Raw genomic sequence first — 22,263 nt, 5'->3', positions numbered from 1 at the left:
GAGATCGTCATGGAGTACCGACAGTTGGGAACGTCCGGCCTGAAGGTTCCGGCGCTGAGCTTCGGGGCCGGAACCTTCGGCGGGCGCGGGCCGCTGTTCTCCGCCTGGGGCACCGCCGGGGTCGACGAGGCGCGACGGATGGTCGACATGAGCCTGGAGCACGGGGTCACCCTGTTCGACACCGCCGACGTCTACTCGGACGGAGCCTCCGAGGAAGTACTCGGCGCCGCCCTCAAGGGCCGTCGCGACCGGGCGCTGATCTCGACGAAGGCCGCGCTTCCGACCGGCGACGGGCCGTACGACGCCGGGGTGTCGCGCTCGCGGCTGATCGCGTCCGTCGACACCGCGCTGCGACGCCTCGACACGGAATACATCGACCTGTTCCAGCTGCACGCGTACGACGCGAGCACACCGGTCGAGGAGGTCCTGGCCACCCTCGACGACCTGGTCCGGGCGGGCAAGATCCGCTACACCGGCGTCTCCAACTATGCGGGCTGGCAGCTGATGAAGGGGCTCACGGCGGCGGACAAGCACGGGCGCCCGCGCTTCGCCGCGCACCAGGTGTACTACTCGCTCGTCGGCCGGGACTACGAGTGGGAGTTGATGCCGCTCGCCAAGGAGGAGGGGGTCGGCGCCGTGGTGTGGAGCCCGCTCGGCTGGGGGCGGCTCACCGGGAAGATCCGGCGCGGGCGGCCGCTGCCCGCCGACAGCCGACTCCACCAGACAGCGCAGTTCGGGCCGCCGATCGAGGACGAGCACCTGTACCGGGTGGTGGACGCGCTCGACGAGATCGCCGAGGAGACCGGGCGGGCGATCCCGCAGATCGCCATCAACTGGCTGCTGCGCCGCCCCACCGTCTCCACGGTGCTGATCGGCGCCCGCAACGAGGAGCAGCTGACGCAGAACCTGGGCGCCATCGGCTGGGAACTCACGCCGGAACAGGTCGCGAAGCTGGACGCGGCGAGCGAGACCAAGGCCCCGTACCCGTACTACCCGTACCGGACCCAGGACGGGTTCCGACAGCTGAACCCGCCGACCGTGTGAGTCGCCCCGAGGTTCCACCCAGAAGGGTGTCAATGTTGGGTTGACACTCCAGAGGTGTCAACCTACGGTTGCATCATGACCAATTCCGGCGGCAACACGCCTTCCGTTCGCCTCGACGACCTCATCGACGCCATCAAGAAGTCCAACACCGACGCCCTCGACCAGCTCCAGAACGCCGTCATCGCGGCGGACCACCTCGGCGACATCGCCGACCACCTGATCGGCCACTTCGTCGACCAGGCCCGCCGCTCCGGCGCTTCCTGGACCGACATCGGCAAGAGCATGGGAGTCACCCGGCAGGCCGCGCAGAAGCGCTTCGTGGCCAAGGGCTCCGAGTCCGGCCTCGACCCCAGCCAGGGCTTCAACCGCTACACCGACCGCGCCCGCAACGTGATCGTCTCCGCACAGAACGAGGCCCGCGCCGCGAGCAACGCCACGATCACCCCCGCACACCTGGTGCTCGGCCTGCTGCACGAGCCGGAGGGTCTCGCGGCCCGGGCGATCGTCGCGCAGAACGTGCTCCTGGACACCGTGCGGCAGGCCGCGACGGCCGAACTGCCCGCGAAGTCCGACGACATGCCGGCCCTGGTGCCGTTCGACGCGGACGCCAAGAAGGCCCTGGAGCTGACGTTCCGTGAGGCGCTGCGCCTCGGCCACAACTACGTCGGCACCGAGCACATCCTGCTCGCGCTCCTGGAACACGAGAACGGTTCGGGGCTGCTCGCCGGCCTCGGCATCGAGAAGGACCAGGCGGAGTCGCAGGTCCTCGCGGTGCTCTCGGAGATCGTGAAGAACCAGCAGGAGTCCGGGGAGGACTGAGCGTCCTCCCGGCACACGACCGTCCGGAACCCGTCTCCCGCCCGTGCCGCCCGTTTTTCTTCATAGGCGCAGGTGGGAGACTGCTTCCATGACTGCTGAGCGCTCAGGAACCCCCGCCCTGCCGGGCGATCTCATCGACGTCGACGAGCTGATCGAGGCGTACTACGCGCGCGAGCCCGACGTCACGCGCCCCGAGCAGCGCGTCGTCTTCGGCACGAGCGGCCATCGCGGCTCCAGCCTCGACGGGGCCTTCAACGAGAAGCACATCGCGGCGATCACCCAGGCGATCGTCGAGCACCGCACCGCGGAGGGCATCACGGGCCCTCTCTTCATCGGTCCGGACACGCACGCCCTGTCGCTCCCCGCCCTGAAGACCGCCCTCGGCGTCCTCGCGGCGCACGGCGTGCGGGTGCTGGCCGACGCGCACGAGGACTTCGTCCCGACACCCGCGCTCAGCCACGCGATCCTGCGCTGGAACCGGGACGCGTCGACCGAGCGCGCCGACGGCATCGTGATCACGCCGAGTCACAACCCGCCCCGCGACGGCGGCTTCAAGTACAACCCTCCGCACGGCGGCCCCGCCGACTCCCGGGCCACCTCGTGGATCGCCGATCGCGCCAACGAGCTGCTCGAGGACCCGACGTGGACGCCGCGCACGGTCGCCGACGCGGCCTGGGAGCCGTACGACTTCCGTGAGCGCTACGTCGAGGACCTCGAGGACATCATCGACATCGACGCCATCCGCGCCTCCGGTGTGCGGGTCGGCGCCGATCCCCTGGGCGGTGCGAGCGTGCACTACTGGGCGCGGATCGCCGAGAAGTACGGGCTCGACCTGACCGTGGTGAATCCGGAGACCGACCCGACGTGGCGTTTCATGACGCTCGACTGGGACGGCAAGATCCGGATGGACCCGTCGTCGGCGCCCGCGATGGCCTCCGTGCTCGCCCGGCGCCACGACTTCGACCTGCTGACCGGCAACGACGCGGACGCCGACCGGCACGGCATCGTCACCCAGGACGCGGGCCTGATGAACCCGAACCACTATCTGGCCGTCGCGATCCACTACCTGTTCAGCCACCGGCCCCAGTGGTCGGCGTCCGCGGCCATCGGCAAGACGCTCGTGTCGTCCGCCGTCATCGACCGGATCGCCGCCTCGCTCGGCCGCGAACTCGTCGAGGTCCCGGTCGGGTTCAAGTGGTTCGTGCCGGGTCTGGTCGACGGCTCGGTGGCGTTCGGCGGCGAGGAGAGCGCCGGGGCGAGCTTCGTCCGCAAGGACGGCAGCGTGTGGACCACCGACAAGGACGGCATCCTGCTCGCGCTGCTGGCCGCCGAGATCACCGCGGTCACCGGGAAGACGCCCTCCGCGTATTACGCCGAACTGGCCGCCGAGCACGGCGCGTCGGGCGCCGCGTACGCGCGCATCGACGCCAAGGCGACGAAGGAGCAGAAGGCGCGGCTCGCGAAGCTGACCGGCGACGCGATCACCGCCGACACCCTCGCGGGCGAGCCGATCACGGCCCGCCTTTCCGAGGCGCCGGGCAACGGCGCGGCCATCGGCGGCCTCAAGGTCACCACCGAGAACGCGTGGTTCGCGGCCCGGCCCAGCGGCACGGAGGACGTCTACAAGATCTACGCCGAGTCCTTCCACGGCGCCGAGCACCTCGCCCAGGTGCAGAGCGAGGCGCAGGCGATCGTGGACGCGGCGCTGAGCTGACGTACGCCCTCAGTCGGTCTCCCGGGTCTCCGCGATTCCCGGGAGGTCGGCGACGCCGTCCAGCACGTAGCTGTGCGGGTGGGCTTCGAGCTGCTCACGGGTGAGCTGCCCCGTGAGCACGCCGACCACGACCGCCGCGCCCGCGTTGAACCCGGCCTCCAGGTCCACGACCGTGTCGCCGGCGACGAGCACCTTCCGTACGTCGACGGTCCCGGTCTTCTCCATGGCGCGCTGGATCATGTACGGGGCGGGGCGGCCGCGCGGCACCTCGTCGGAGGTGACGACCGCGTCGAGGTTGCCGCCCTCCTCTGTGGACCAGCCGAGGGATTCCAGCAGCGGCAGCGCCACGTCCGCGCTGAAACCGGTGGTGAGGGCGACCTTGATCCCCCGGGCGCGCAGCTCCGCCAGCGCCTTGTCGGCGTGGGCGATCGGCTCCGGCGGCCGCTTCGCGTAGCTGTCTCGCAGGTGGGCGCGGAACGTCTCGTACTGCTTCTCGACCAGGTCCGCGTCGGGGGTGCCGCCGCCGATGCGGACGAGCGCGGCGATGGCCTCGCGCTTGTCGGTGCCCATCCAGGTCTGAAGGTCGACCGGGTCGACGCGGACTCCGGTGGTCTCGACGGCGTGCCGCAGCGCGTCGTACACGGCCCCGTGCTCGTCGATGGTGGTGCCTGCCATGTCGAAGACGGCGAGTTCGATCACTGCTGTTCCTTACGTGCGGTGCGGGTGTCTGCGGTGCCGCCGCGAGCGGCGACGGTACGGCCGTCCATGGTGTTCTCGATGGTGAACGTGGCCATGGACGGCAGATAGCGGTCGTCCGCGTACTCGACGGGCCTGCCGTCGCCGGTGTACGCCAACCTCCGTACGCGGAGCAGGGGCCGGCCGGGCTCGACGCCGAGGAGCTCGGCGTCCTGGGGGTCGGCCGCGACGGCGTCGATGGTGTGCCACGCTCGGTGCAGGTCGACGCCGCAGGAGGTCAGGGCGTCGTATACGGAGCCCTTGTCCGGGTCGACCGTGAACAGGTGGAGGCCCACGTCGAGGGCGAACGTGGACCGCTCGACCATCGCGGGCACCCCGTCGAGGTGGCGCAGCCGGACGAGGTCGACGCCCGGCGCGCCCTCGTCGAGACCCAGGCGCGCGGCGGCCTCGGGGCTCGCGCGGCGCCGGGCCACCTCCACGGTGTGCTGCCCCGGGGTCCGCCCGATGGACTCGGCCCACTGCGTGAACGACATCAGCGAGGCGAACGGCTGGGAGGGGGTGACCCTGCGGGCGACGGGCGGCTTGCCGCGGCCGCCGACCAGATGGCCGTCGGCCCGCAACTGCGCGAGCGCCTGCCGCACGGGGCCGCGCGAGGTCCCGAACTCCTCGCACAGTTGCGCCTCGCTGGGCACGGGCGCCCCTTCGGGCCACTCCCCCGCCTCGATGCGCCGCCGGAACTCCGCGCCGAGCCGCTGGTGCAGCGGCCCCTCCTCACCACTTGTCTTCACAACTTGAGTTTCTCAGCCCGAGGACGAGCCGGGCAAGGTCAATCTCGGCGCACAGCTGGTAAACAACGAGAAAACTTGTATAGACAACCCTTGCGGGCAGCGGCGGGCGGTCCGCAGGGTTGGTGTCATGAACAACGCATCAGCGCCATCCACCGCCCTCCCCTCCGGCCGCAGCGATCTCGTCGTGGTCGGCGCCGGCATCGTCGGCCTCGCCCACGCCTTCGAGGCGGTGCGCCGCGGGCTCAGCGTCACGGTGGTCGAGCGGGACCGGCGGCCGGTGGGCGCGTCCGTGCGCAACTTCGGTCACTGCTGCGTCACGGCGCAGCGCGGCGAACTCCTCGACCTGGCGCTGCGTTCGCGCACCGGCTGGCTGGACGCCGCAAAGTCGGCCGGGCTCTGGGCGCCGGAGGCGGGCGCTCTCGTGGTGGCCCGGTCGGCGACCGAGCTGGCGGTCCTGGAGGAGCTGCGCGAAGAGCGCGGCGCGGACGCGGTGCGACTGCGTACGCGCGACGAGGTGGGCGAGGAACTGGGCCGCTCCGCCGAGGGCCGCGACGACCTGGTCGGCGGCGCGCTGCTCCCCGCCGACCTCCGGGTCGACCCGCGCGAGGCGGCACCGCGGCTCGCGCAGTGGCTCGCCGAGCAGCCCGGCGTGACGATCGCCTGGGGCACGAACGTGGTCGGCGTGGAGTCCGGCACGGTGCACACCAGCCGCGGTCCGGTGCACGGGGACCGGGTCCTGCTCTGCGTCGGCCACGACCTGGACCGGCTGTATCCGGAGCAGGCCGAGGCCCACGGCATCGAACGCTGCCGCCTGTCGATGGCCCGGGTGGCCGCGCCCGACGCCTTCCACACGGACTCGGCGGTCCTGACCGCGACGTCGATGCTGCGCTACGACGGCTTCACGGCGATGCCCTCGGCCGACCGGCTGCGCACCGAAGTCATCGGCCACAGTCCCGAGCTGCTGGACGTGGTCGCCAACGTGATGTTCACGCGGCTGCCCGACGGAACGGTCCTGGTCGGCGACTCGCACGCGTACGACGCGACGGAGATCCCGTTCCAGGACGAGGGCACGACGGAACTGCTGCTGCGCGAGGCCTCGCGCGTCCTGGGCGTTGCCTCGGTGCGGGTCACGGAGCGCTGGCAGGGCGTGTACGCCAGCAGCCCCCGCGGCCCCCTGCTCGTACGCGAGGTGGCGCCGGGCGTCCGGGCGCTCTCGGTGACCTCGGGGATCGGCATGACGCTGTCGTTCGGGCTCGCGGCGGCGACCTTCGACGGGTCACTTGCTGAGACGGCGTCGGGCCCCGCGCAGGATTGATCAATTCTTTGCCCGTGGCCGGATCGCTCTGGTCGCCCAAGGCAACTTCTTCCGGGAGGCCCCCGCCACAAGGGATTTGCGAAGGGGATCATTCCGATTGGCGCCACGACCGGCGGCTGAAACCGCTCGGTCGGGCGCCCTCTGCGTGTTACGGGCACATTGACCGACCCCGCCGCCATGACACACGCTCGACACATAGATGCCGTGTACAACTTGTTGTCCCGGTTGGCCACGGCCGTACGGCGAGCAGGAGGAAGCGTTATGTGTGGCATCACCGGCTGGGTTTCCTTCGACCGTGACCTGCGGGCCTCGGCCGAGACAGTGAATGCGATGACTCAGACCATGGAGTGCCGCGGTCCCGACGACCGCGGCACCTGGATCGAGGGCCCCGCGGCCCTCGGTCACCGCAGGCTCGCCATCATCGACCTGCCGGGCGGTCGGCAGCCCATGACCGTGGAGACCGCGGACGGGAACGTCGCCCTGGTGTACTCGGGCGAGACGTACAACTACACCGAGCTGCGCGCCGAACTGGAGACTCTGGGCCACGAGTTCCGCACGGACTCCGACACCGAGGTGGTGCTGCACGGCTACCTGGAGTGGGGCGAGGACCTGCCCGAGCGCCTCAACGGCATGTACGCGTTCGCCGTCTGGGACGGCCGTACCGACAAGCTCGTCATGATCCGCGACCGGATGGGCATCAAGCCCTTCTACTTCTACGAGACCCCGGACGGCGTGCTGTTCGGCTCCGAGCCCAAGGCGATCCTCGCCAACCCGCTCGCCGCGCGCCGGGTCACCCTGGACGGGCTGCGCGAGTTGTTCACGCTCGTGAAGACTCCGGGGCATGCCGTGTGGGACGGGATGAACGAGGTCGAGCCCGGCACCGTCGTCACCGTCGACCGTGCGGGACTGCGACAGCGCGCGTACTGGACGCTGGAGACGAAGCCGCACACCGACGACCAGGAGACGACCGTCGCCCGGGTGCGCGAGCTGCTCGACGACATCGTGCGCCGCCAGCTCGTCTCGGACGTGCCCCGCTGCACGCTCCTGTCCGGCGGCCTCGACTCCTCCGCGATGACGGCGATCGCCGCCCAGCAGCTGGCCGGTCGGGGCGAGACGGTGCGCAGCTTCGCCGTCGACTTCCTCGGCCAGGCCGAGAACTTCGTCGCCGACGAGTTGCGCGGCACACCCGACACCCCCTTCGTGCACGACGTGGCGCGTGCCTCGGGCACCGACCACCAGGACATCGTGCTCGACTCGAACGCCCTCTCCGATCCCGAGGTGCGCGCCCGCGTCATCCGGGCACGCGACCTTCCCGCGGGCTTCGGCGACATGGACGCCTCCCTGTACCTGCTGTTCAAGGCGATCCGCGAGCAGTCGACGGTCGCCCTGTCCGGCGAGTCGGCGGACGAGGTGTTCGGCGGCTATCTCCAGTTCTTCGACGAGGAGGCCCGGGGCGCGGAGGCGTTCCCGTGGCTGGTGAGCATGGGCCGGCACATGGGTGACGACTCGGACGTGATCAGGCCCGAGCTCGCCAAGCGTCTGGACCTGGAGGCGTACACCGCCGACAGCTACGCCGAAGCGGTGCGCGACATCGAACGCCTGGAGGGCGAGAGCGACTTCGAGTACCGGATGCGCCGCATCTGCTACCTGCACCTGACCCGCTTCGTGCGGGTCCTGCTCGACCGCAAGGACCGGGCGAGCATGGCGGTGGGCCTTGAGGTGCGCGTCCCGTTCTGCGACCACCGGCTCGTCGAGTACGTCTACAACACACCCTGGGCGCTGAAGTCCTTCGACGGGCGCGAGAAGTCCCTGCTGCGCGAGGCGACGGCGGACGTGCTGCCGACCTCCGTGTACGAGCGGGTCAAGAGCCCCTACCCGTCGACACAGGACCCGAAGTACGCGCTCGCGCTTCAGGAACACGCCAAGGAGCTGCTCGCGAAGCCCTCGCACCGGGTCTTCGAGATCGTCGACCGGGACCGGCTCAGCGCCCTCGCCCACCGCGAGACACCGCAGATCATGCAGGCCTCGCGGCGCGGCCTGGAGCGCACGCTCGACCTGGCGCTCTGGCTCGACATGTACGACCCGGAGCTGGTTCTGGACTGACAACGGAGCCGAAAACGGGCTGGCCCCGGGCGTCGTACCGTGTATAAGATCCGCCGCAGCATCGCGTGCCGGTCACCGACCGGGTGAGGCATGGAGGTGCCGGAGTTGCCTTCTGGAGGCAATCCACCATGGCAGTTCAGCTCAATCACACCATCGTTCACGCCCGGGACAACCGGGAGTCCGCCGAGTTCCTGGCGCACATCCTGGGACTCGAAGCAGGGGACGCATGGGGCCCGTTCATCCCGCTCGAACTGAGCAACGGCGTGACCCTCGACTTCGCGACGATCCCCGCCGAGTCCATCGTCATGCAGCACTACGCCTTCCTCGTCACCGAGGAGGAGTTCGACGGAATTTTCGGGCGCATCAAGGCCGCGGGGCTCACGTACTACGCGGACCCGCACGGCAAGCAGCCCGGCGAGATCAACCACAACGACGGGGGCCGCGGCGTGTACTTCACGGACCCCGCGGGCCACGGCATGGAAGCGATCACGCGCCCCTACGGGGGCGGTGAGCAGTAGGACCGGGATCGGGTGGGGCCGTGGCCTTCGGGCCCGGCCCCACCGTTCGTTCCGGGGCCGGTCAGCTGTCCTGGAGCACCCCGAAGACATTGCCGTCCGCGTCCTTCAGGGACGCGATCCGTCGGCCGGGGCCGACCTCGGTGACGTCCTGGACGACCTCGGCGCCGGACTCGACCAGGGACTTGACGGTCCCCGCGATGTCATCGACGGTCCAGTAGCCCACGGGGCCCGTCATGCCCTGCTGGTGCCCGTTCGGATTCAGACCGAAATGCTGTCCCGCCACGTCGTAGCCCACGTAGTACGCCTCGTCCGAGGACGGCTCCACGCCGAGCAGCTTGGTGTAGACGGCCTTGGCGGCGGCGAGGTCGCGGACGGGGGCGATGATCGTGTGCTGACCGCTGGTCATGGGGTACTCCTTCGATCGATACGTGACTCTCACTGCTACGACACCCGCCACCACGGATGTGTGACAGCTTCCGGGAAGAAATTCCGGAAGCGTTCCCCGACCGCGCTCAGCCGAAGTTCGTCACGTCCAGAAACAGGAACACCGTCCCGACGACGAACGCCGCGATGCCGAGCGCACCGAGGGCGAGCGCCGTCCGCCTGGCCGGGCGGCAGACCGCCTCGGCATCCTGCTGCCGGACCGAAGCCCCGCACGGGAGCGCCGCAAGACCGTAGGTCACCAGTCCCGCGGTACCGACCGTGAGGCCGAGTCCGAGCCACGTCACACTCGCGGACATAAAGGACATGAGTCCGATTTTGCGCCCGTTCGTGGGATCCCGCTATTCAGAGTGTGACTGCCCGCACACGCGGTGCGGGCGGTTCAGCGTTCCTCGTCCATGCCGGGCACGGGCGCGCCGGACGGGAAGCCGGACGCGGTGTAGGCGTCGTAGAGCTCCTTCCACGGCGGCGTCGCTCCCGTGTGGTCCTCGGTCGGCGGGTCACCGCGGTCGGCCGCGTCGAGGGCGAGCAGGCAGACCTCCCAGCCCGCCGCGTTGCGCGCCGCCGCGTCCACGCTCTGGAGCACATTGGTGAGCGTCAGGTGCGTGCCGCCGTCGCCGCGCTCCTCCAGGTCGTAGCGCAGTTCGTCGCCTCCCCACGTGAAGGAGAAGTGCCGCGGGGGCTCGGCGTCGACGACGGTGCCCACGGACTCCGGCAGGTTCGGATCGTCGAAGAAGCGGATCGTCGCTCCCGGGCTCAGCTCCGCGGCCTCGAACTTGGACGGGAACCAGTGCGCGAGGTCGACCGGGTCCGTGACATACCGCCAGACGCGGTCCACCGGCTTCTCGTAGGTGCGGGTGAACCGGACGGCGGGACGGCCGTCGTCCAGGGTGAGGTAGCTGCCGGTGGTGGTCGTCATGCCTGCGCCTTCCTTGCCATCACGGTCAATGCACACTGCGACCTTCTCATCGGCCACTGACAGGCGCCTCCGCCGCGGTGGTGCGCGGGCCGTTCCTCGGGCAGGCTCGGGGCGCACGGATCGTGTTCGACCCCGGAGGGAGCCCCCACATGCCCGGCAACGCCTCGTACGGCAAGAAGGCATTCAAGCGGTCCCGCAGCCATTTCACCGACCGGATCACCGCCGACGGCCGCGACGGCTGGCCGGTGGAGGCGGGCCGCTACCGGCTCGTCGTGAGCAAGGCCTGCCCCTGGGCGAGCCGCGCCCTCGTGGTGCGCCGGCTCCTCGGCCTGGAGGACGCGCTGTCGCTCGCGGTCGCCGATCCCATCCAGGACGACCGCAGTTGGCGCTTCACTCTCGACCCGGACGACCGCGACCCGGTGCTCGGCATCCGCTACCTCAGCGAGGCCTACGACGCGCGGGAGACCGGGTATCCGGGCGGGGTCAGCGTGCCGGCGATCGTCGACGTGCCGTCCGGGAAGCTCGTCACCAACGACTATCAGCAGCTGACGCTCGACCTGGAGACCGAGTGGACGGCGCTGCACCGGGACGGCGCGCCCGACCTGTATCCGGAGCCGCTGCGCGACGAGATCGACGAGGTGATGGACGGCATCTACCGGGACGTGAACAACGGCGTGTACCGGGCCGGGTTCGCGAGCGAGCAGGACACCTACGAGGAGGCCTACCGGGACGTGTTCGCGCGCCTCGACACGGTGTCGGAGCGGCTCGCCGGGCAGCGGTATCTCGTCGGCGACACCATCACGGAGGCGGACGTGCGGCTGTTCACGACGCTGGTCCGCTTCGACGCCGTCTACCACGGCCACTTCAAGTGCAACCGCAACAAGCTGGCCGAGGACCCGGCCCTGTGGGCGTACGCGCGCGACCTGTACCAGACGCCCGGCTTCGGGGACACGGTCGACTTCGACCACATCAAGCGGCACTACTACCGGGTGCACACCGGCATCAACCCCACGCGGATCGTGCCACTCGGCCCGGACCTCTCCGGCTGGCAGAGCCCGCACGGCCGGGAGAAGCTGGGCGGGCGCCCCTTCGGGGACGGCACACCACCGGCGCCTCGATAGGCTCTGCGCGTACGTCCCGCCCGGTCACGGAGTCGCCATGTCCCGCCCCCACGTGTTGTTGTCGGCCGCAGTCTCGCTCGACGGATGCCTCGACGACACGGGGCCCGAGCGGCTCCTGCTGTCCGGCGCGGAGGACTTCGAGCGGGTGGACTCGGTGCGGGCGGCGAGCGACGCGATCCTCGTCGGGGCGGGGACGCTGCGCGCGGACCGTCCCCGGCTGCTGGTGAACTCCCCGCAGCGGCGCGCCAAGCGGGTGGACGACGGGCAGCCCGCCTACCCATTGAAGGTGGCGGTGACCGCGTCCGGGGACCTGGATCCGGGTGACCCGTTCTGGACGACGGGCGGCGAACGGCTCGTGTACACCACGAAGTCGGGCGCTTCGCTCGCGCGCACGCGCGTGGGTGGCGCGGCGGACGTGGTGGAACTCGGCACGCACCTCGACTGGGCGGCGCTCCTGGACGACCTCGGCGCGCGCGGGGTGCGGCGGCTGCTCGTCGAGGGCGGCGCGCGCGTGCACACCCAGTTGCTGCAACTGGGCCTCGCGGACGAACTGCGGCTCGCCATCGCCCCGTTGGTGGTCGGCGAGCCGGGCGCGCCGCGCCTGTTCGGGCCCGGCTCCTATCCCGGCGGGCCGCGCAGCCGGATGCGGGTGCTCGGCACGGAGCGGGTCGGGGACGTGATCGTCACCCGGTACGCGCCGACCGTGCCCGGGACCTCGGAGGCGGCCACGGCCGCGGACCGGCACTGGCTGCGCCTCGCCTGCGAACTGGCCGCCGAGTGTCCGCCGTCGACGACCGCGTTCAGCGTCGGCGCCGTGGTCGTCGCGGACGACGGCACGGAACTGGCGCGCGGCTACTCGCGCGAGGGCGAGGACCCGGTCGTGCACGCCGAGGAGGCCGCGCTCGGCAAGCTCGCCGCCGACGACCCGCGCCTGGCCGCGGCCACCGTGTACAGCAGCCTGGAGCCGTGTGCCCGCCGCGCCTCGCGACCCAAGCCGTGCGCCCGGCTCATCGTCGACGCGGGGGTGCGCCGGGTGGTGACGGCGTGGCGGGAGCCGGACACCTTCGTGCCGGGCGCCGACGGGATCGGGCTGCTCGCCTCAGCGGGCGTCACCGTGGTGGAGGTCCCGGAGCTGGCCGACGCGGCGATGCTGCCCAACCGCCACCTTGTCACGGCCGCTCCGTAGCGGGTACGCACGCGTGCCGAGCCGCACGACCACGACGGCCGCGAGGCCGAGGACGAGTCCGACCGCCGTGCGTGCCCCGAAGGGCTCGCCGAACATCAGGGCTCCCCACACGGCGGTGACGGGGGCCATCAGGAACATCAACGTGTTGACCTGCGTGAGGCCGCGGCGCCGCAGCACGAGCCAGTAGAGGCCGTAGCCGCCGAACGTCGACAGGCCGACGAGCCAGGCGACCGCCAGCCAGAAGGACGGCTCGGCGGGCGGCGCCGCCTCGCCGAGCGCGACGGCGAGACCGGTGAAGACGACGGCGCTGGTGGCGCAGTGCACGGTCAGCGCGACCATCGGTTCGACCCGGGTACGCGAGCGGCTCTCCACGAAGGTGGCCGCGACCAGCGACAGCATGCCGAGGAAGGGGACCCCGTAGGCCCACCACGGGACGCCGGTGACGGCGCCCGCGTCGGCCGTGGTGACGACCACGACACCGGCGAGCCCGAGGCACAGGCCGAGCCACTGGCGGGCGGTGACGTACTGCCGCAGCAGCGGTCCGGCGAGGGCTCCCGCGACCAGCGGCTGGGTGCCGTCGATGAGGGCGGTGGTGCCGCTGGAGACGCCGAGCTGGATGGCGTAGTAGACGGTGAGCAGGTAGCCGCTCTGCGAGAGGGCGCCGATGACGGCCTGCCGGCCGACGGTTCGCGCCCCGAGGCCGCGCCACCGGTCCCTGCCGGCCGCCAGCGCGACGGCTCCCAGGACCAGCGCGAGCGGCAGGAACCGCCACATGAGCGTGGTCACGGCGCTCGCGTCACCGGCGCCGAGTTTGGCCCCGATGAAGCCGGAGCTCCAGGTCAGGACGAATCCAATGGACAGAAGGACGTTCATGGCACGGCCACCGCCTCGCGTGGTCGGGTTCAGGTCAAGGGCCCCACGGCCCGGGTATACCGATCTGTTTACTTCTCGCCACTATACAGATCGGTATAGGCTGGATGCATGCCTACTTCGACGAACCCCGCCCCGCCGGCCGTCGACCCCGACCGGCCCGACCTCACCCCCGCCGCGCGCAGGGTCCTGGAGACCGCCTCGCGGCTGTTCTACGAGCGCGGCATCCACGCGGTCGGCGTGGACCTGATCGCGGCGGAGGCGGGCGTCACGAAGAAGACGCTCTACGACCGGTTCGGCTCCAAGGAGCAGATCGTCGTCGACTATCTGGCGACCCGCGACGCCCGCTGGCGCGCCTACCTCGCCCAGCACCACGAGAACGCCGAACTCTCCCCCGCCGACCGGGTACTGGCCGTCTTCGACGCCTCCCAGGAGTGGATGCGCGACAACAGCGGCAAGGGATGCAGCATGGTCAACGCGCACGCGGAGATCAGCGACCCCGCGCACCCCGCCTACGCGGTGATCACGGGGCAGAAGCGGTGGATGCTGGAGCTGTTCACCCGGCTCGCCGGGGACGTGGCACCCGACGCCGCGAGGGAGTTGGGCCGCTCGCTGATGCTGCTGCACGAGGGGGCGCTGGTCTCGGACGGTCTGGACGTGTTCCCGGACGCGTTCGGGCGGGCGCGCCGGATGGCCGCGTTCCTGTTGTCGGCGGCGAAGGAGGCGCGGTGACGGCGGCGACGTGGGAGGCCGGGGCGCCGGGTGTGCTGCGGCTTCCGTCGGGGCGGCTCGTGCGCGGCAGAGGGCTGCGCGATCCGCTGCCCGGCGGCCCCCTGCCCACGTACGGCGTCTACCTCCTGGGCGCCGAGCCCCCGGCCGTGGACTGGGAGTCGACGTGGCTGCGCTGGCCCGACTTCCGGCTCCCCGCCGACCGGGCACGCGCGCGTGCCGTGCTCACCGATGCGTGGCGGCGCTGCGCGCACGAGCGGCTGGAACTGGCCTGCGCGGGCGGACGCGGTCGTACGGGGACGGCTCTCGCGTGTCTAGCGGTGCTGGACGGAGTACCCGCGGACGTGGCCGTCGCCTACGTACGCGAGCACTACAGGCGTGAGGCGGTTGAGACGCCGTGGCAGAAGCGGTACGTACGAAGGTTCGCGGCTTCCTGAAAAGGGCGTGATCAGCGCCCTCCGTGGCATTTCGTAGTCATGGGAAGGAGGCCTCCCCATGACGACGAGGTCCGTACTGCCCCGGTGGGCGAGGGTCGCGCGACTGCCCCTGTGGGCGAAGGCGGCGGTCGTGCTCTTCGTGGTGCTCGCGGTCGTGCTCACCGGCCTTGGCATGGTGCACCGCCTGGGCGACGTGTTCGGCACCGAGACGCACGACCGCTCGGGCCCCGCGCTGCTCAAGTCCGTGCGGGACCTGAGCCGTTACGACGCCGCGGCCGGGAACTACCAGGTGGTGGTCGACCTGGACAAGGACTCCAAGTACCTGCCGGACGCCATCCAGGGCACGCGCACGCTCTACGTCGGCGCGGGCAGCGTCAACGCGTACGTGGACCTGGGGCGCATCGACCCGGGCGATGTCCGCGTGAACGACGACCGCACCTCCGCGACGCTCCACCTGCCGCACGCCCGGCTCGCCGCCCCCGTGCTCGACACCGACCGCTCGTACGCCGTGGCCAAGCAGCGCGGGCTGCTCGACCGGCTCGGCGACCTCTTCTCCGACAACCTGGGCGACGAGAAGGCGGTGCGCCAACTCGCCGCCCGGCACATCGGCGAGGCCGCGCGGAACAGCCACCTCACGGGCCGCGCCGAGCGCAACACGACCGAGATGCTGCGCGGCCTGCTGCGCTCCCTGGGGTTCCGTGAGGTGAACGTCTCCTACGGGACGTGACCAGGGTCCTTCGGAAGGGGCCTGGCGCGGTTGCCCGGGCTAGCGCAGATGGCGGGCGAAGAAGGCGGCCGCGTCCTCCCCCGCGGACTGCGGGACGCCCGTGTGGCCGCCCATGTTGGCGAGCAGCGTCTTCTCCTTGGAGGCGAAGGCGTCGAACAGGTCGAGGGCCGCCTGCCGGTCGTTCCCCTCGTCGTCCCACTGCAACAGGACGTGCAGCGGAATGGTGACCCGGCGGGCCTCCTCGAGGATGGCGCGGGGCACGAAGCTTCCGGCGAAGAGGCCGGCGGCCACGATCCGTGGCTCGACCACCGCGAGGCGGACACCGATGGAGATCACGCCGCCCGAGTAGGCGACCGGGCCGCCGATCTCCGGCTGCGCGAGCAGGGCGTCCAGGGCAGCCTGCCACTCCGGGACCGACTTCTCGACGAGCGGCAGGATGACGGCGTCGATGATCTCGTCGCCGACCTGCTCCCCGGCCCGCACGGCCCGCCGCAGGTCGGCGCGGGCCTGTTCGGCGGCGGGCAGGCGGGGCCGCTCGCCGCAGCCGGGGAGTTCGATGGTGGCGGTGGCGAAGCCGTCCGCCGCGGAGCGCTGTGCCCTGCCCACGAGCCGCGGGTACATCCTGTTCAGACCGAGCGTGGGGTGACCGAGCAGGATCAGCGGGACCGGAGTGGATGCCGACGCGGAGGCGGGCGTCCACAAGAAGCCGGGGATGTCCCCGAGGGTGAAGGCGCGCTCGACGAGGCCGTCGTCGAGGCGCCGTTCAGAGGTGACATGCATGGTCGTGCCTTTCGGGAGAGCGCGGATACGGCGCTCCCGGGCGACGACCTATCGCCCGACCGTGACCCCGAAGGAGAGCACCCACGTCGATTCGTTCACGGGTACCACCTCCTCGGTCTCTCGCACGGCCTCCGAAAGGCTAGCACCGGACACGGACCGCCGCCCCGCACACCCGCACCCGCCTCTCCCCCGCGCTCAGGTCGACCTCCAGAAGCGAGGGGCGGCCCATGTCGTGCCCCTGGTGCAGCGTCAGGTGTGCCTCGTCGGGCACGAGTCCCAGTGCGCGGGTGTACGCGCCGAAAGCGGCGGCCGCGGCGCCGGTGGCGGCGTCCTCCACGACACCGCCGACGGGGAACGGGTCGCGTACGTGGAAGGTGGTCGCGTTCTCGCGCCACACCAGCTGCACGGTCGTCAGGTCGAGCCGGCGCATGAGGGCCAGCAGGGCATCGAAGTCGTAGTCCAGATCGGCCAGCCGCTCGCGGGTGGCGGCCGCGAGGACCAGGTGCCGCACGCCCGCGTAGGCGATCCTCGGCGGCAGGTTGGGGTCCAGCTCCTCGGCCCGCCAGCCGAGCGCGGCGAGCGCCTCCCGCACGTCCCCCTGGGCCGCCTCGTCCACGTGCGGCTCCACGCTGGTGAGCGTGGCCTTGAGGACGCCGTCCGCGCGGCTGACGGCGACCGGCACGAGCCCGGCCGCGGTGTGGAATTCGAAGTCCCCCGTGCCGAACTGCTCGCCGAGCGCCACCGCTGCGGCGACGGTGGCATGGCCGCAGAAGTCGACCTCCGCCTTGGGGCTGAAATACCGCAGCGTAAAGGCCCGCTTGTCCTGCGGATCGGGTCCCGGCGTGAGGAACGCGGACTCGGAGTAGCCGAGTTCGGCGGCGATCCCGACCATCTCCGGCTCGCCGAGCCCGGTCGCGTCGAGCACGACACCGGCGCCGTTTCCGCCGTCCGGGCTCGTCGAGAACGCGGTGTAGTGCAGCACTTCGGGGGCCGGGGTCGGCGCGGTGTTCGTCATGGAGGCAGAGCCTTTCACGCGGGTGTGCTGTCGTGGGTGCGGTCTGACGAACGCACCAACACCCGCCGCCCCGCGCCGGATTCCCGGGTCAGTGCCGTGTCATGAGGCGCACGTGAAGTTCCTGTTCCTGGTCACCGGAGGCGGCGCTCGCCTCGGTGAGGGTGAAGGCGTTCGCCAGCGCCGCGCGCACATGGTCCAGTGCCTCGGGGCCGCCCTGGATGTCCGCGGTGACCGCCTCGGCCAGCGGCCTCGGTTCGGAGGGCTCCGGCAGGCCGGCGGCGTCCACGGTGGTGAGCCAGACCGTCGCGTCCTCGTCTGGGCGCTCCGTGGGCGTGCGGTCCGAGGGAAAGGCCGTGCACAGCACGCGCAGGACCGCTGCGGCGTCCTGTGGTGTGCAGTCGCTGAGGGCCACGCCCACCACCGCGGGGGCGAAGCCGTTGACGGGAGGCGTGTCGGTCATGGTGCTGCTCCCTGTTCGTCGCCGGTACCCGGACCTGGGTCCGTGGTTCTTGCGGGTACCGGCGACACGGCGGGTCAAACCCCACGTCAGGAGGCGCGGGTGCCGATGACGATCGTGGCGTGCAGGTCCTCGTTCGCGACCACGCGCGCGTGCAGGCCCGCCGAGCGCACGGCCGCCTGTGCCGCGGCGGCCTGGCGTTCGCTCGTCTCCACGTAGAGGTGTCCGCCGGGGGTCAGCCAGTCCGGGGCCTCGCCCGCCACCCTGCGCAGCACGTCGAGGCCGTCGTGCCCGCCGTCGAGGGCGATGCGCCGCTCGTGCTCGCGGGCCTCGGGCGGCAGCAGTGGGACGTCGCCGGTGGGGACGTAGGGCCCGTTCGCCACCAGGGTGTCGACGCGGCCCCTGAGGTCGGCGGGCAGCGGTGCGTACAGGTCGCCCTCGTGGACCTCGCCGCCGAGCGGGGCGAGGTTGCGGCGGGCGCAGCGCGCGGCCGCGGGGTCGAGGTCGGCCGCGTGCAGCCGGGCCGGGCGGCGGGCGGCGAGAACGGCGGCCACGGCTCCCGTGCCGCAGCACAGGTCGACGACGACGGCGCCGGGTGGTGTGCGGGCGAGGGCCTGGCGGGCCAGGAACTCGGTGCGGCGGCGCGGCACGAAGACGGTGGGGTCGACGGCGACCCGCAGCCCGCAGAACTCGGCCCAGCCGACGACGTGTTCCAGGGGGAGTCCGCTCGCGCGGCGCTCGACCATGGCGGCCAGTTCGGCGGCGTCGCGGGCGCTGGACCGCAGGACGCGCGCCTCGTCCTCGGCGAAGACGCAGCCGGCGGCGCGCAGGGACGCGACCACCGAGGCGGTGTCGGTGGGAAGGGGGGAGCCGGTCGAAGGGGAAAGCGGCATAAGGGGGTGGCCTCTCGGGATGCCGAGGGGGCTCCCGGTCACCGCACGGCCGAGGCCACGCTCAGCGCGAGCGGGCGGGGCGTACGGCGGGAGAAGGGAGCTCCCGACCTGTCACAACGGTGATCGGACTCACCTCCTCGTTCCTTCGCGGTGCTGCACGGAGCGGCCACATTACCCCACCGAACACCGCGTCCGATTGCCGCCAGCACACCCCGCCGGAGCCGACGAGGCTGGTGTCCTGGCCGCTACCGCCCACCTACGGAGACGTACCGCGATGACCGGCACCACCACCGCCCCTCAGACCCGTGTGGAGACTCTCGACTGGGCCGCCCTCGGCGCGGAACTCGACGCGTTCGGGCACGCGCTCACCCCTGATCCCGTACTCACCGCCGACGAGTGCCGGTCCGTCGCCGCGCTCTACGACGACGTGCACCGGTTCCGGTCGACAATCGACATGGAGCGCTACCGGTTCGGACGCGGCCAGTACCGCTACTTCGACCACCCGCTGCCCGAGCTCGTACGGGAGCTGCGCGCGGCGTTCTATCCGCGGCTGCTGCCCGTCGCACGGGAGTGGGCGCGGCGCCTGAACAGGAGCGCGCCGTGGCCGGACACCCTCGACGGCTGGCTGGAGCGCTGCCACGCGGCGGGCCAGACCCGGCCGACCCCGATCCTGCTGCGCTACGGGCCGGGCGACTGGAACGCGCTGCACCGTGACATCTACGGCGAGTTGGTGTTCCCGCTCCAGGTCGTGATCGGCCTGGACGAGCCGGGCGTCGACTTCACCGGCGGCGAGTTCCTGATGACCGAGCAGCGGGCGCGCGCCCAGTCGCGCGGCTACTCGACGACGCTGCTCCAGGGGCACGCCCTGGTGTTCACGACGCGTGACCGGCCGGTGCGCTCGGTGCGCGGCTGGTCGAACGGGCCGATGCGGCACGGCGTGAGCACGGTCCGCTCGGGCCGTCGCCACACCCTGGGGCTCGTGCTGCACGACGCGGAATGAGCCGTGGGCCCCACGGTCCTGTCCCGTGGTCCCCTCCCGCCTCTCGACTGAACCAGCACACCGGGCATATCGTTGATTAAGCGGAGGACTAGGACACCTGGGGGTGTCGCCATGGTCCAGGAACTGGCGATCGCGGGCGTGGCGCTGCTCTGCGTCCTCATGGTGTACGCGGCGGCCGCGGCCCGCGTGGTGAAGCAGTACGAGCGTGGTGTCGTCTTCCGCCTCGGGCGGCTGGCGGGGAGCGCGCGCGAGCCGGGGTTCACGATGGTCGTGCCGATGATCGACCGGCTGCGCAAGGTGAACATGCAGATCGTGACGATGCCGGTGCCCGCGCAGGACGGCATCACGCGGGACAACGTCACGGTGCGGGTGGACGCCGTCATCTACTTCAAGGTCGTCGACCCGGCGAACGCGCTGATCCAGGTCGAGGACTACCGGTTCGCCGTCTCCCAGATGGCACAGACCTCGCTGCGCTCCATCATCGGCAAGAGCGACCTCGACGATCTCCTGTCCGACCGGGAGAAGCTCAACCAGGGCCTGGAGCTGATGATCGACAGCCCGGCCGTGGGCTGGGGCGTGCAGATCGACCGCGTCGAGATCAAGGACGTGTCGCTGCCGGAGACGATGAAACGCTCGATGGCCCGGCAGGCCGAGGCGGACCGTGAGCGCCGCGCCCGCGTCATCAACGCCGACGCCGAGCTTCAGGCATCGAAGAAGCTCGCAGCGGCCGCGAAGGAGATGTCCGCGCAGCCCGCCGCCCTCCAGCTCCGCCTCCTTCAGACGGTGGTGGCGGTCGCCGCCGAGAAGAACTCCACGCTGGTGCTGCCGTTCCCGGTCGAACTGCTGCGCTTCCTGGAGCGGGCACAGCAGCAGCCACAGCCGCCGGCCTCCTGAGCGGGTTCAGCGGGCCCCGGCCGGGTTGACGTCCTCGCCGAGGTAGGTGCCGTACCCCTCGGTGACGAGCGGCCCTTCGAAGATCAGCACCTCGTTGACGAGACCGCCCTTCTGGTTGCGGTAGTTGATGACCAGGCTGTTCACGCCCACGTAGCTGCCCACCACCTCGAACCGGAGGTCCGGGATGCGCCGGAGCCCCTCCTCCCAGTAGGCGCGCAGCGCGTCCTTGCCGCGCATGACTCCGTCGCCGCCGAGCAGTTGCGCGGCCACGGGCGAGCGGAACGTCACGTCGTCCGCGAAGTGGGCCAGCAGGGCGTCGAGGTCGTGCGCGTTCCACGCCGTCACCCAGGAGTCGACGAACGTCCGCGCGGTCACATGATCCATGACCGCATTATGGGCATCCCGCCGGCTCAACTCCTACGCAGCGCCCGGTCCGTCACCGTCAGGATCACCAGGAGGACGCCGAGGACGACGGAGACGCCGGCCATCAGGTGCAGCCCGCCGTCGCTGGCACGCTGCCCGTAGGCGAGGGCGATCAGGCTCGACGCGGTGATGGCGCCGATGTACTGGGCGGTGCGCTGGAGTCCCGCGGCGGAGCCGATGTCGGCGGCGGGGGCGTGCTCCTGCACGGCCGCCTGGTTGCAGGTGCCGACGAACCCCTGCGGGATGCCGAAGCACGCGCCCGCGAGCAGCAGCAGCGCGAGAGGTGTGTCGCCGTCGAGGAGGACGAGCAGTCCCGCGCCCGCGGTCAGCAGCACGCACGCGGTGATGAGCGGCGCGCGGATGCCCTTGGTGCGGGCGCCCAGCAGGGAGCACACGAGCGCCGTGAGCGACATGGGGAGCATCAGCAGCCCGGTGTGCCCGGAGGAGAATCCGCGAGCCTCCTCGAGCCACTGGGTGAAGCCGTACATCACGCAGTAGATGAGCAGGTAGCTCAGGCCGTGGCGCAGGTAGGTGCGGGCCAGCGGGCCGTTCCCCGCGAGCATGCGGACGTCGATGAACGGCGCGCTGCTGCGCAGTTGCCACCACACCAGCACGCAGGTGAGCGCCACGAAGGGCGCGAGCAGCCACCACACGGGGTCGGACAGGTCGAGAAGGAAGAAGACCAGGACGGTGAGGGCCGTGGTGAACAGGCCGATGCCGAGGGGGTCGAGGGCGGGGCGCGGCGCCGGTTCGCCGTCCGTGGAGCGGAGGGGGTCCCCCCTGCTCGAGCGGAGCCGAGAGCTTGGCGGAAGGTCGCGCGGGATCCACAGCAGGGCGGCGGCGAACGCGATCGCCGCCACCGGCACGTTGACCGCGAAGATGCCGCGCCAGCCGACGAGCATGACGAGCAGTCCGCCCAGCGTCGGACCGACCGCCGCGCTGCCGAGCGCGGCGAAGGAGAGCCGGGCCATGACGGGGCGCGGCGGCCGGCGGCCCACCCTGCGGCCCTCGTCGCGCAGCACGGCCATCGCGGCCGGGTAGGCGGCGGAGGTGCCGATGCCGAGGAGCAGCCGGGAGACGATGAGCCAGCCGAAGGCGGGCGCCAGCGCGCCGACGACCCCCGAGACACATACGACGACGAGCCCGGCCAGGAACACGCGGCGCGGGCCGAGGGTGTCGGCGAGCTTGCCGAGCACGGGCTGGGCGACGGCGCTCGCCAGGTAGAGGACGGAGATCAGCCAGGCCGTGTCGGCGGCGCCGATCCCGAAGTCGTGCCCGATCGCCACCAGGGCGGTGGAGATCATCGTGGTGTTGAGCGGATTGAGCACGGAGCCGAGGAGCAGGGGCGCCGTGAGCCGCGCCCTGAATCCCTGC

Annotated in this window: 24 protein-coding genes and 1 pseudogene; 13 read left to right on the top strand and 12 right to left on the bottom strand. The window is 71.5% G+C overall.

Going from position 1 to position 22,263, the window contains the following annotated elements:
• The first annotated feature begins 9 nt into the window (after positions 1 to 9).
• From ACNYS0_RS41995 to pgm, 3 genes are all read left to right on the top strand, one after another.
• The gene (locus ACNYS0_RS41995; RefSeq protein ID WP_422482069.1) at positions 10 to 1,044 is read left to right on the top strand and encodes an aldo/keto reductase; all 1,035 of its coding nucleotides are present in this window, start codon (positions 10 to 12) and stop codon (positions 1,042 to 1,044) included.
• A gap of 75 nt (positions 1,045 to 1,119) precedes the next feature.
• The gene (locus ACNYS0_RS41990) at positions 1,120 to 1,863 is read left to right on the top strand and encodes a Clp protease N-terminal domain-containing protein (RefSeq protein WP_422482067.1); all 744 of its coding nucleotides are present in this window, start codon (positions 1,120 to 1,122) and stop codon (positions 1,861 to 1,863) included.
• An 88-nt stretch (positions 1,864 to 1,951) separates the two neighbouring features.
• Complete coding sequence (gene pgm, locus ACNYS0_RS41985) at positions 1,952 to 3,577, top strand: phosphoglucomutase (alpha-D-glucose-1,6-bisphosphate-dependent) (protein ID WP_422482065.1); 1,626 nt, start codon at positions 1,952 to 1,954, stop codon at positions 3,575 to 3,577.
• A gap of 9 nt (positions 3,578 to 3,586) precedes the next feature.
• Here pgm and ACNYS0_RS41980 read toward each other — a convergent pair whose 3' ends face one another.
• A complete protein-coding gene (locus ACNYS0_RS41980; RefSeq protein ID WP_422482063.1) occupies positions 3,587 to 4,276 on the bottom strand; it encodes a phosphonatase-like hydrolase in 690 nt (229 codons plus the stop codon).
• A complete protein-coding gene (locus ACNYS0_RS41975; protein ID WP_422482061.1) occupies positions 4,273 to 5,061 on the bottom strand; it encodes a GntR family transcriptional regulator in 789 nt (262 codons plus the stop codon). The genes ACNYS0_RS41980 and ACNYS0_RS41975 overlap by 4 nt, the downstream gene beginning before the upstream one ends.
• Before the next feature lie 127 nt (positions 5,062 to 5,188).
• Between ACNYS0_RS41975 and ACNYS0_RS41970 the strand changes: the two genes are divergently transcribed.
• The 3 genes from ACNYS0_RS41970 (at position 5,189) to ACNYS0_RS41960 (ending at position 8,997) form a co-directional block, all read left to right on the top strand.
• Positions 5,189 to 6,376, top strand: a complete 1,188-nt coding sequence (locus ACNYS0_RS41970; RefSeq protein ID WP_422482059.1) for a TIGR03364 family FAD-dependent oxidoreductase — start codon at positions 5,189 to 5,191, stop codon at positions 6,374 to 6,376.
• A gap of 261 nt (positions 6,377 to 6,637) precedes the next feature.
• Positions 6,638 to 8,479, top strand: a complete 1,842-nt coding sequence (gene asnB, locus ACNYS0_RS41965) for an asparagine synthase (glutamine-hydrolyzing) (protein ID WP_422482057.1) — start codon at positions 6,638 to 6,640, stop codon at positions 8,477 to 8,479.
• 128 nt (positions 8,480 to 8,607) lie between these two features.
• Entirely contained in the window at positions 8,608 to 8,997 is a 390-nt protein-coding gene (locus ACNYS0_RS41960; protein ID WP_422482055.1) for a VOC family protein, read from the top strand.
• Between the two features lie 61 nt (positions 8,998 to 9,058).
• Here ACNYS0_RS41960 and ACNYS0_RS41955 read toward each other — a convergent pair whose 3' ends face one another.
• The 3 genes from ACNYS0_RS41955 to ACNYS0_RS41945 all read right to left on the bottom strand — a co-directional run bounded on the left by ACNYS0_RS41955 (position 9,059) and on the right by ACNYS0_RS41945 (position 10,357).
• Entirely contained in the window at positions 9,059 to 9,403 is a 345-nt protein-coding gene (locus tag ACNYS0_RS41955) for a VOC family protein (RefSeq protein WP_399234406.1), read from the bottom strand.
• A gap of 106 nt (positions 9,404 to 9,509) precedes the next feature.
• Positions 9,510 to 9,746 carry a hypothetical protein gene (locus ACNYS0_RS41950; protein ID WP_422482052.1) on the bottom strand — a complete coding sequence of 79 codons (237 nt, stop codon included), beginning with the start codon at positions 9,744 to 9,746 and terminating at the stop codon, positions 9,510 to 9,512.
• A 74-nt stretch (positions 9,747 to 9,820) separates the two neighbouring features.
• Positions 9,821 to 10,357, bottom strand: a complete 537-nt coding sequence (locus tag ACNYS0_RS41945; RefSeq protein WP_422482050.1) for an SRPBCC family protein — start codon at positions 10,355 to 10,357, stop codon at positions 9,821 to 9,823.
• A gap of 149 nt (positions 10,358 to 10,506) precedes the next feature.
• On the opposite strand from ACNYS0_RS41945, the gene ACNYS0_RS41940 reads away from it, so the two are divergent.
• Positions 10,507 to 11,478, top strand: coding sequence for a glutathione S-transferase family protein (locus tag ACNYS0_RS41940; protein ID WP_422482048.1), 972 nt, complete (start codon positions 10,507 to 10,509; stop codon positions 11,476 to 11,478).
• A 37-nt stretch (positions 11,479 to 11,515) separates the two neighbouring features.
• The gene (locus tag ACNYS0_RS41935; RefSeq protein WP_422482046.1) at positions 11,516 to 12,664 is read left to right on the top strand and encodes a dihydrofolate reductase family protein; all 1,149 of its coding nucleotides are present in this window, start codon (positions 11,516 to 11,518) and stop codon (positions 12,662 to 12,664) included.
• Here ACNYS0_RS41935 and ACNYS0_RS41930 read toward each other — a convergent pair.
• Positions 12,578 to 13,537, bottom strand: coding sequence for a DMT family transporter (locus ACNYS0_RS41930; RefSeq protein WP_422482044.1), 960 nt, complete (start codon positions 13,535 to 13,537; stop codon positions 12,578 to 12,580). The genes ACNYS0_RS41935 and ACNYS0_RS41930 overlap by 87 nt on opposite strands.
• 108 nt (positions 13,538 to 13,645) lie before the next feature.
• Between ACNYS0_RS41930 and ACNYS0_RS41925 the strand changes: the two genes are divergently transcribed.
• The 3 genes from ACNYS0_RS41925 to ACNYS0_RS41915 are packed head-to-tail and all read left to right on the top strand — an operon-like array spanning position 13,646 to position 15,427.
• Positions 13,646 to 14,266: a TetR/AcrR family transcriptional regulator gene (locus ACNYS0_RS41925; RefSeq protein WP_422482042.1), complete on the top strand. Its 621-nt coding sequence runs from the start codon at positions 13,646 to 13,648 to the stop codon at positions 14,264 to 14,266.
• On the top strand, positions 14,263 to 14,700 hold the full coding sequence (locus ACNYS0_RS41920; RefSeq protein WP_422482040.1) for a protein-tyrosine phosphatase family protein: 438 nt from the start codon (positions 14,263 to 14,265) through the stop codon (positions 14,698 to 14,700). Before ACNYS0_RS41925 ends, ACNYS0_RS41920 begins: the two co-directional genes overlap by 4 nt.
• Positions 14,701 to 14,758: 58 nt before the next feature.
• Positions 14,759 to 15,427, top strand: a complete 669-nt coding sequence (locus ACNYS0_RS41915; RefSeq protein ID WP_422482038.1) for a DUF4230 domain-containing protein — start codon at positions 14,759 to 14,761, stop codon at positions 15,425 to 15,427.
• A gap of 39 nt (positions 15,428 to 15,466) precedes the next feature.
• Here the strand turns inward: ACNYS0_RS41915 and ACNYS0_RS41910 are convergent, their stop codons facing one another.
• From ACNYS0_RS41910 to ACNYS0_RS41895, 4 genes are all read right to left on the bottom strand, one after another.
• Positions 15,467 to 16,207 carry a dienelactone hydrolase family protein gene (locus ACNYS0_RS41910; RefSeq protein ID WP_422482036.1) on the bottom strand — a complete coding sequence of 247 codons (741 nt, stop codon included), beginning with the start codon at positions 16,205 to 16,207 and terminating at the stop codon, positions 15,467 to 15,469.
• 139 nt (positions 16,208 to 16,346) lie between these two features.
• Complete coding sequence (locus ACNYS0_RS41905) at positions 16,347 to 17,222, bottom strand: PhzF family phenazine biosynthesis protein (protein WP_422482034.1); 876 nt, start codon at positions 17,220 to 17,222, stop codon at positions 16,347 to 16,349.
• Positions 17,223 to 17,310: 88 nt separating this feature from the next.
• Entirely contained in the window at positions 17,311 to 17,682 is a 372-nt protein-coding gene (locus ACNYS0_RS41900) for a hypothetical protein (RefSeq protein ID WP_422482032.1), read from the bottom strand.
• Positions 17,683 to 17,768: 86 nt separating this feature from the next.
• Entirely contained in the window at positions 17,769 to 18,572 is an 804-nt protein-coding gene (locus ACNYS0_RS41895) for a putative protein N(5)-glutamine methyltransferase (protein ID WP_422482030.1), read from the bottom strand.
• A gap of 274 nt (positions 18,573 to 18,846) precedes the next feature.
• On the opposite strand from ACNYS0_RS41895, the gene ACNYS0_RS41890 reads away from it, so the two are divergent.
• Positions 18,847 to 19,572 carry a 2OG-Fe(II) oxygenase gene (locus ACNYS0_RS41890; RefSeq protein ID WP_422482028.1) on the top strand — a complete coding sequence of 242 codons (726 nt, stop codon included), beginning with the start codon at positions 18,847 to 18,849 and terminating at the stop codon, positions 19,570 to 19,572.
• A 111-nt stretch (positions 19,573 to 19,683) separates the two neighbouring features.
• Positions 19,684 to 20,460 (top strand): annotated as a pseudogene (locus ACNYS0_RS41885) (slipin family protein); the annotation flags it as partial.
• 12 nt (positions 20,461 to 20,472) lie between these two features.
• Here the strand turns inward: ACNYS0_RS41885 and ACNYS0_RS41880 are convergent.
• Positions 20,473 to 20,850 (bottom strand): nuclear transport factor 2 family protein, encoded by a 378-nt coding sequence (locus tag ACNYS0_RS41880; RefSeq protein WP_422482026.1) that lies wholly within the window; start codon positions 20,848 to 20,850, stop codon positions 20,473 to 20,475.
• Positions 20,851 to 20,876: 26 nt separating this feature from the next.
• Entirely contained in the window at positions 20,877 to 22,193 is a 1,317-nt protein-coding gene (locus ACNYS0_RS41875; protein WP_422482914.1) for an MFS transporter, read from the bottom strand.
• Positions 22,194 to 22,263: the final 70 nt, after the last annotated feature.

It is taken from the genome of Streptomyces anthophorae, assembly GCF_049310305.1.
Classification (GTDB): Bacteria; Actinomycetota; Actinomycetes; order Streptomycetales; family Streptomycetaceae; genus Streptomyces.
The sequence above is the reverse complement of the archived record's forward strand: the minus strand, read 5'-3'. Positions and strand labels throughout refer to the sequence as shown.

What these genes read in the sequence shown, in the direction of transcription:
- ACNYS0_RS41970 (WP_422482059.1), top strand. Translation starts at nt 5,189, where the DNA reads ATGAACAACGCATCAGCGCCATCCACCGCCCTCCCCTCCGGCCGCAGC.
- ACNYS0_RS41915 (WP_422482038.1), top strand. Translation starts at nt 14,759, where the DNA reads ATGACGACGAGGTCCGTACTGCCCCGGTGGGCGAGGGTCGCGCGACTG.
- ACNYS0_RS41995 (WP_422482069.1), top strand. Translation starts at nt 10, where the DNA reads ATGGAGTACCGACAGTTGGGAACGTCCGGCCTGAAGGTTCCGGCGCTG.
- ACNYS0_RS41935 (WP_422482046.1), top strand. Translation starts at nt 11,516, where the DNA reads ATGTCCCGCCCCCACGTGTTGTTGTCGGCCGCAGTCTCGCTCGACGGA.
- ACNYS0_RS41905 (WP_422482034.1), bottom strand. Translation starts at nt 17,222, where the DNA reads ATGACGAACACCGCGCCGACCCCGGCCCCCGAAGTGCTGCACTACACC.
- ACNYS0_RS41895 (WP_422482030.1), bottom strand. Translation starts at nt 18,572, where the DNA reads ATGCCGCTTTCCCCTTCGACCGGCTCCCCCCTTCCCACCGACACCGCC.
- ACNYS0_RS41990 (WP_422482067.1), top strand. Translation starts at nt 1,120, where the DNA reads ATGACCAATTCCGGCGGCAACACGCCTTCCGTTCGCCTCGACGACCTC.
- ACNYS0_RS41945 (WP_422482050.1), bottom strand. Translation starts at nt 10,357, where the DNA reads ATGACGACCACCACCGGCAGCTACCTCACCCTGGACGACGGCCGTCCC.
- ACNYS0_RS41890 (WP_422482028.1), top strand. Translation starts at nt 18,847, where the DNA reads ATGACCGGCACCACCACCGCCCCTCAGACCCGTGTGGAGACTCTCGAC.
- ACNYS0_RS41880 (WP_422482026.1), bottom strand. Translation starts at nt 20,850, where the DNA reads ATGGATCATGTGACCGCGCGGACGTTCGTCGACTCCTGGGTGACGGCG.
- ACNYS0_RS41940 (WP_422482048.1), top strand. Translation starts at nt 10,507, where the DNA reads ATGCCCGGCAACGCCTCGTACGGCAAGAAGGCATTCAAGCGGTCCCGC.
- ACNYS0_RS41910 (WP_422482036.1), bottom strand. Translation starts at nt 16,207, where the DNA reads ATGCATGTCACCTCTGAACGGCGCCTCGACGACGGCCTCGTCGAGCGC.
- ACNYS0_RS41900 (WP_422482032.1), bottom strand. Translation starts at nt 17,682, where the DNA reads ATGACCGACACGCCTCCCGTCAACGGCTTCGCCCCCGCGGTGGTGGGC.
- ACNYS0_RS41875 (WP_422482914.1), bottom strand. Translation starts at nt 22,193, where the DNA reads ATGATCTCCACCGCCCTGGTGGCGATCGGGCACGACTTCGGGATCGGC.
- ACNYS0_RS41950 (WP_422482052.1), bottom strand. Translation starts at nt 9,746, where the DNA reads ATGTCCTTTATGTCCGCGAGTGTGACGTGGCTCGGACTCGGCCTCACG.
- ACNYS0_RS41930 (WP_422482044.1), bottom strand. Translation starts at nt 13,537, where the DNA reads ATGAACGTCCTTCTGTCCATTGGATTCGTCCTGACCTGGAGCTCCGGC.
- asnB (WP_422482057.1), top strand. Translation starts at nt 6,638, where the DNA reads ATGTGTGGCATCACCGGCTGGGTTTCCTTCGACCGTGACCTGCGGGCC.
- ACNYS0_RS41955 (WP_399234406.1), bottom strand. Translation starts at nt 9,403, where the DNA reads ATGACCAGCGGTCAGCACACGATCATCGCCCCCGTCCGCGACCTCGCC.
- ACNYS0_RS41960 (WP_422482055.1), top strand. Translation starts at nt 8,608, where the DNA reads ATGGCAGTTCAGCTCAATCACACCATCGTTCACGCCCGGGACAACCGG.
- pgm (WP_422482065.1), top strand. Translation starts at nt 1,952, where the DNA reads ATGACTGCTGAGCGCTCAGGAACCCCCGCCCTGCCGGGCGATCTCATC.
- ACNYS0_RS41925 (WP_422482042.1), top strand. Translation starts at nt 13,646, where the DNA reads ATGCCTACTTCGACGAACCCCGCCCCGCCGGCCGTCGACCCCGACCGG.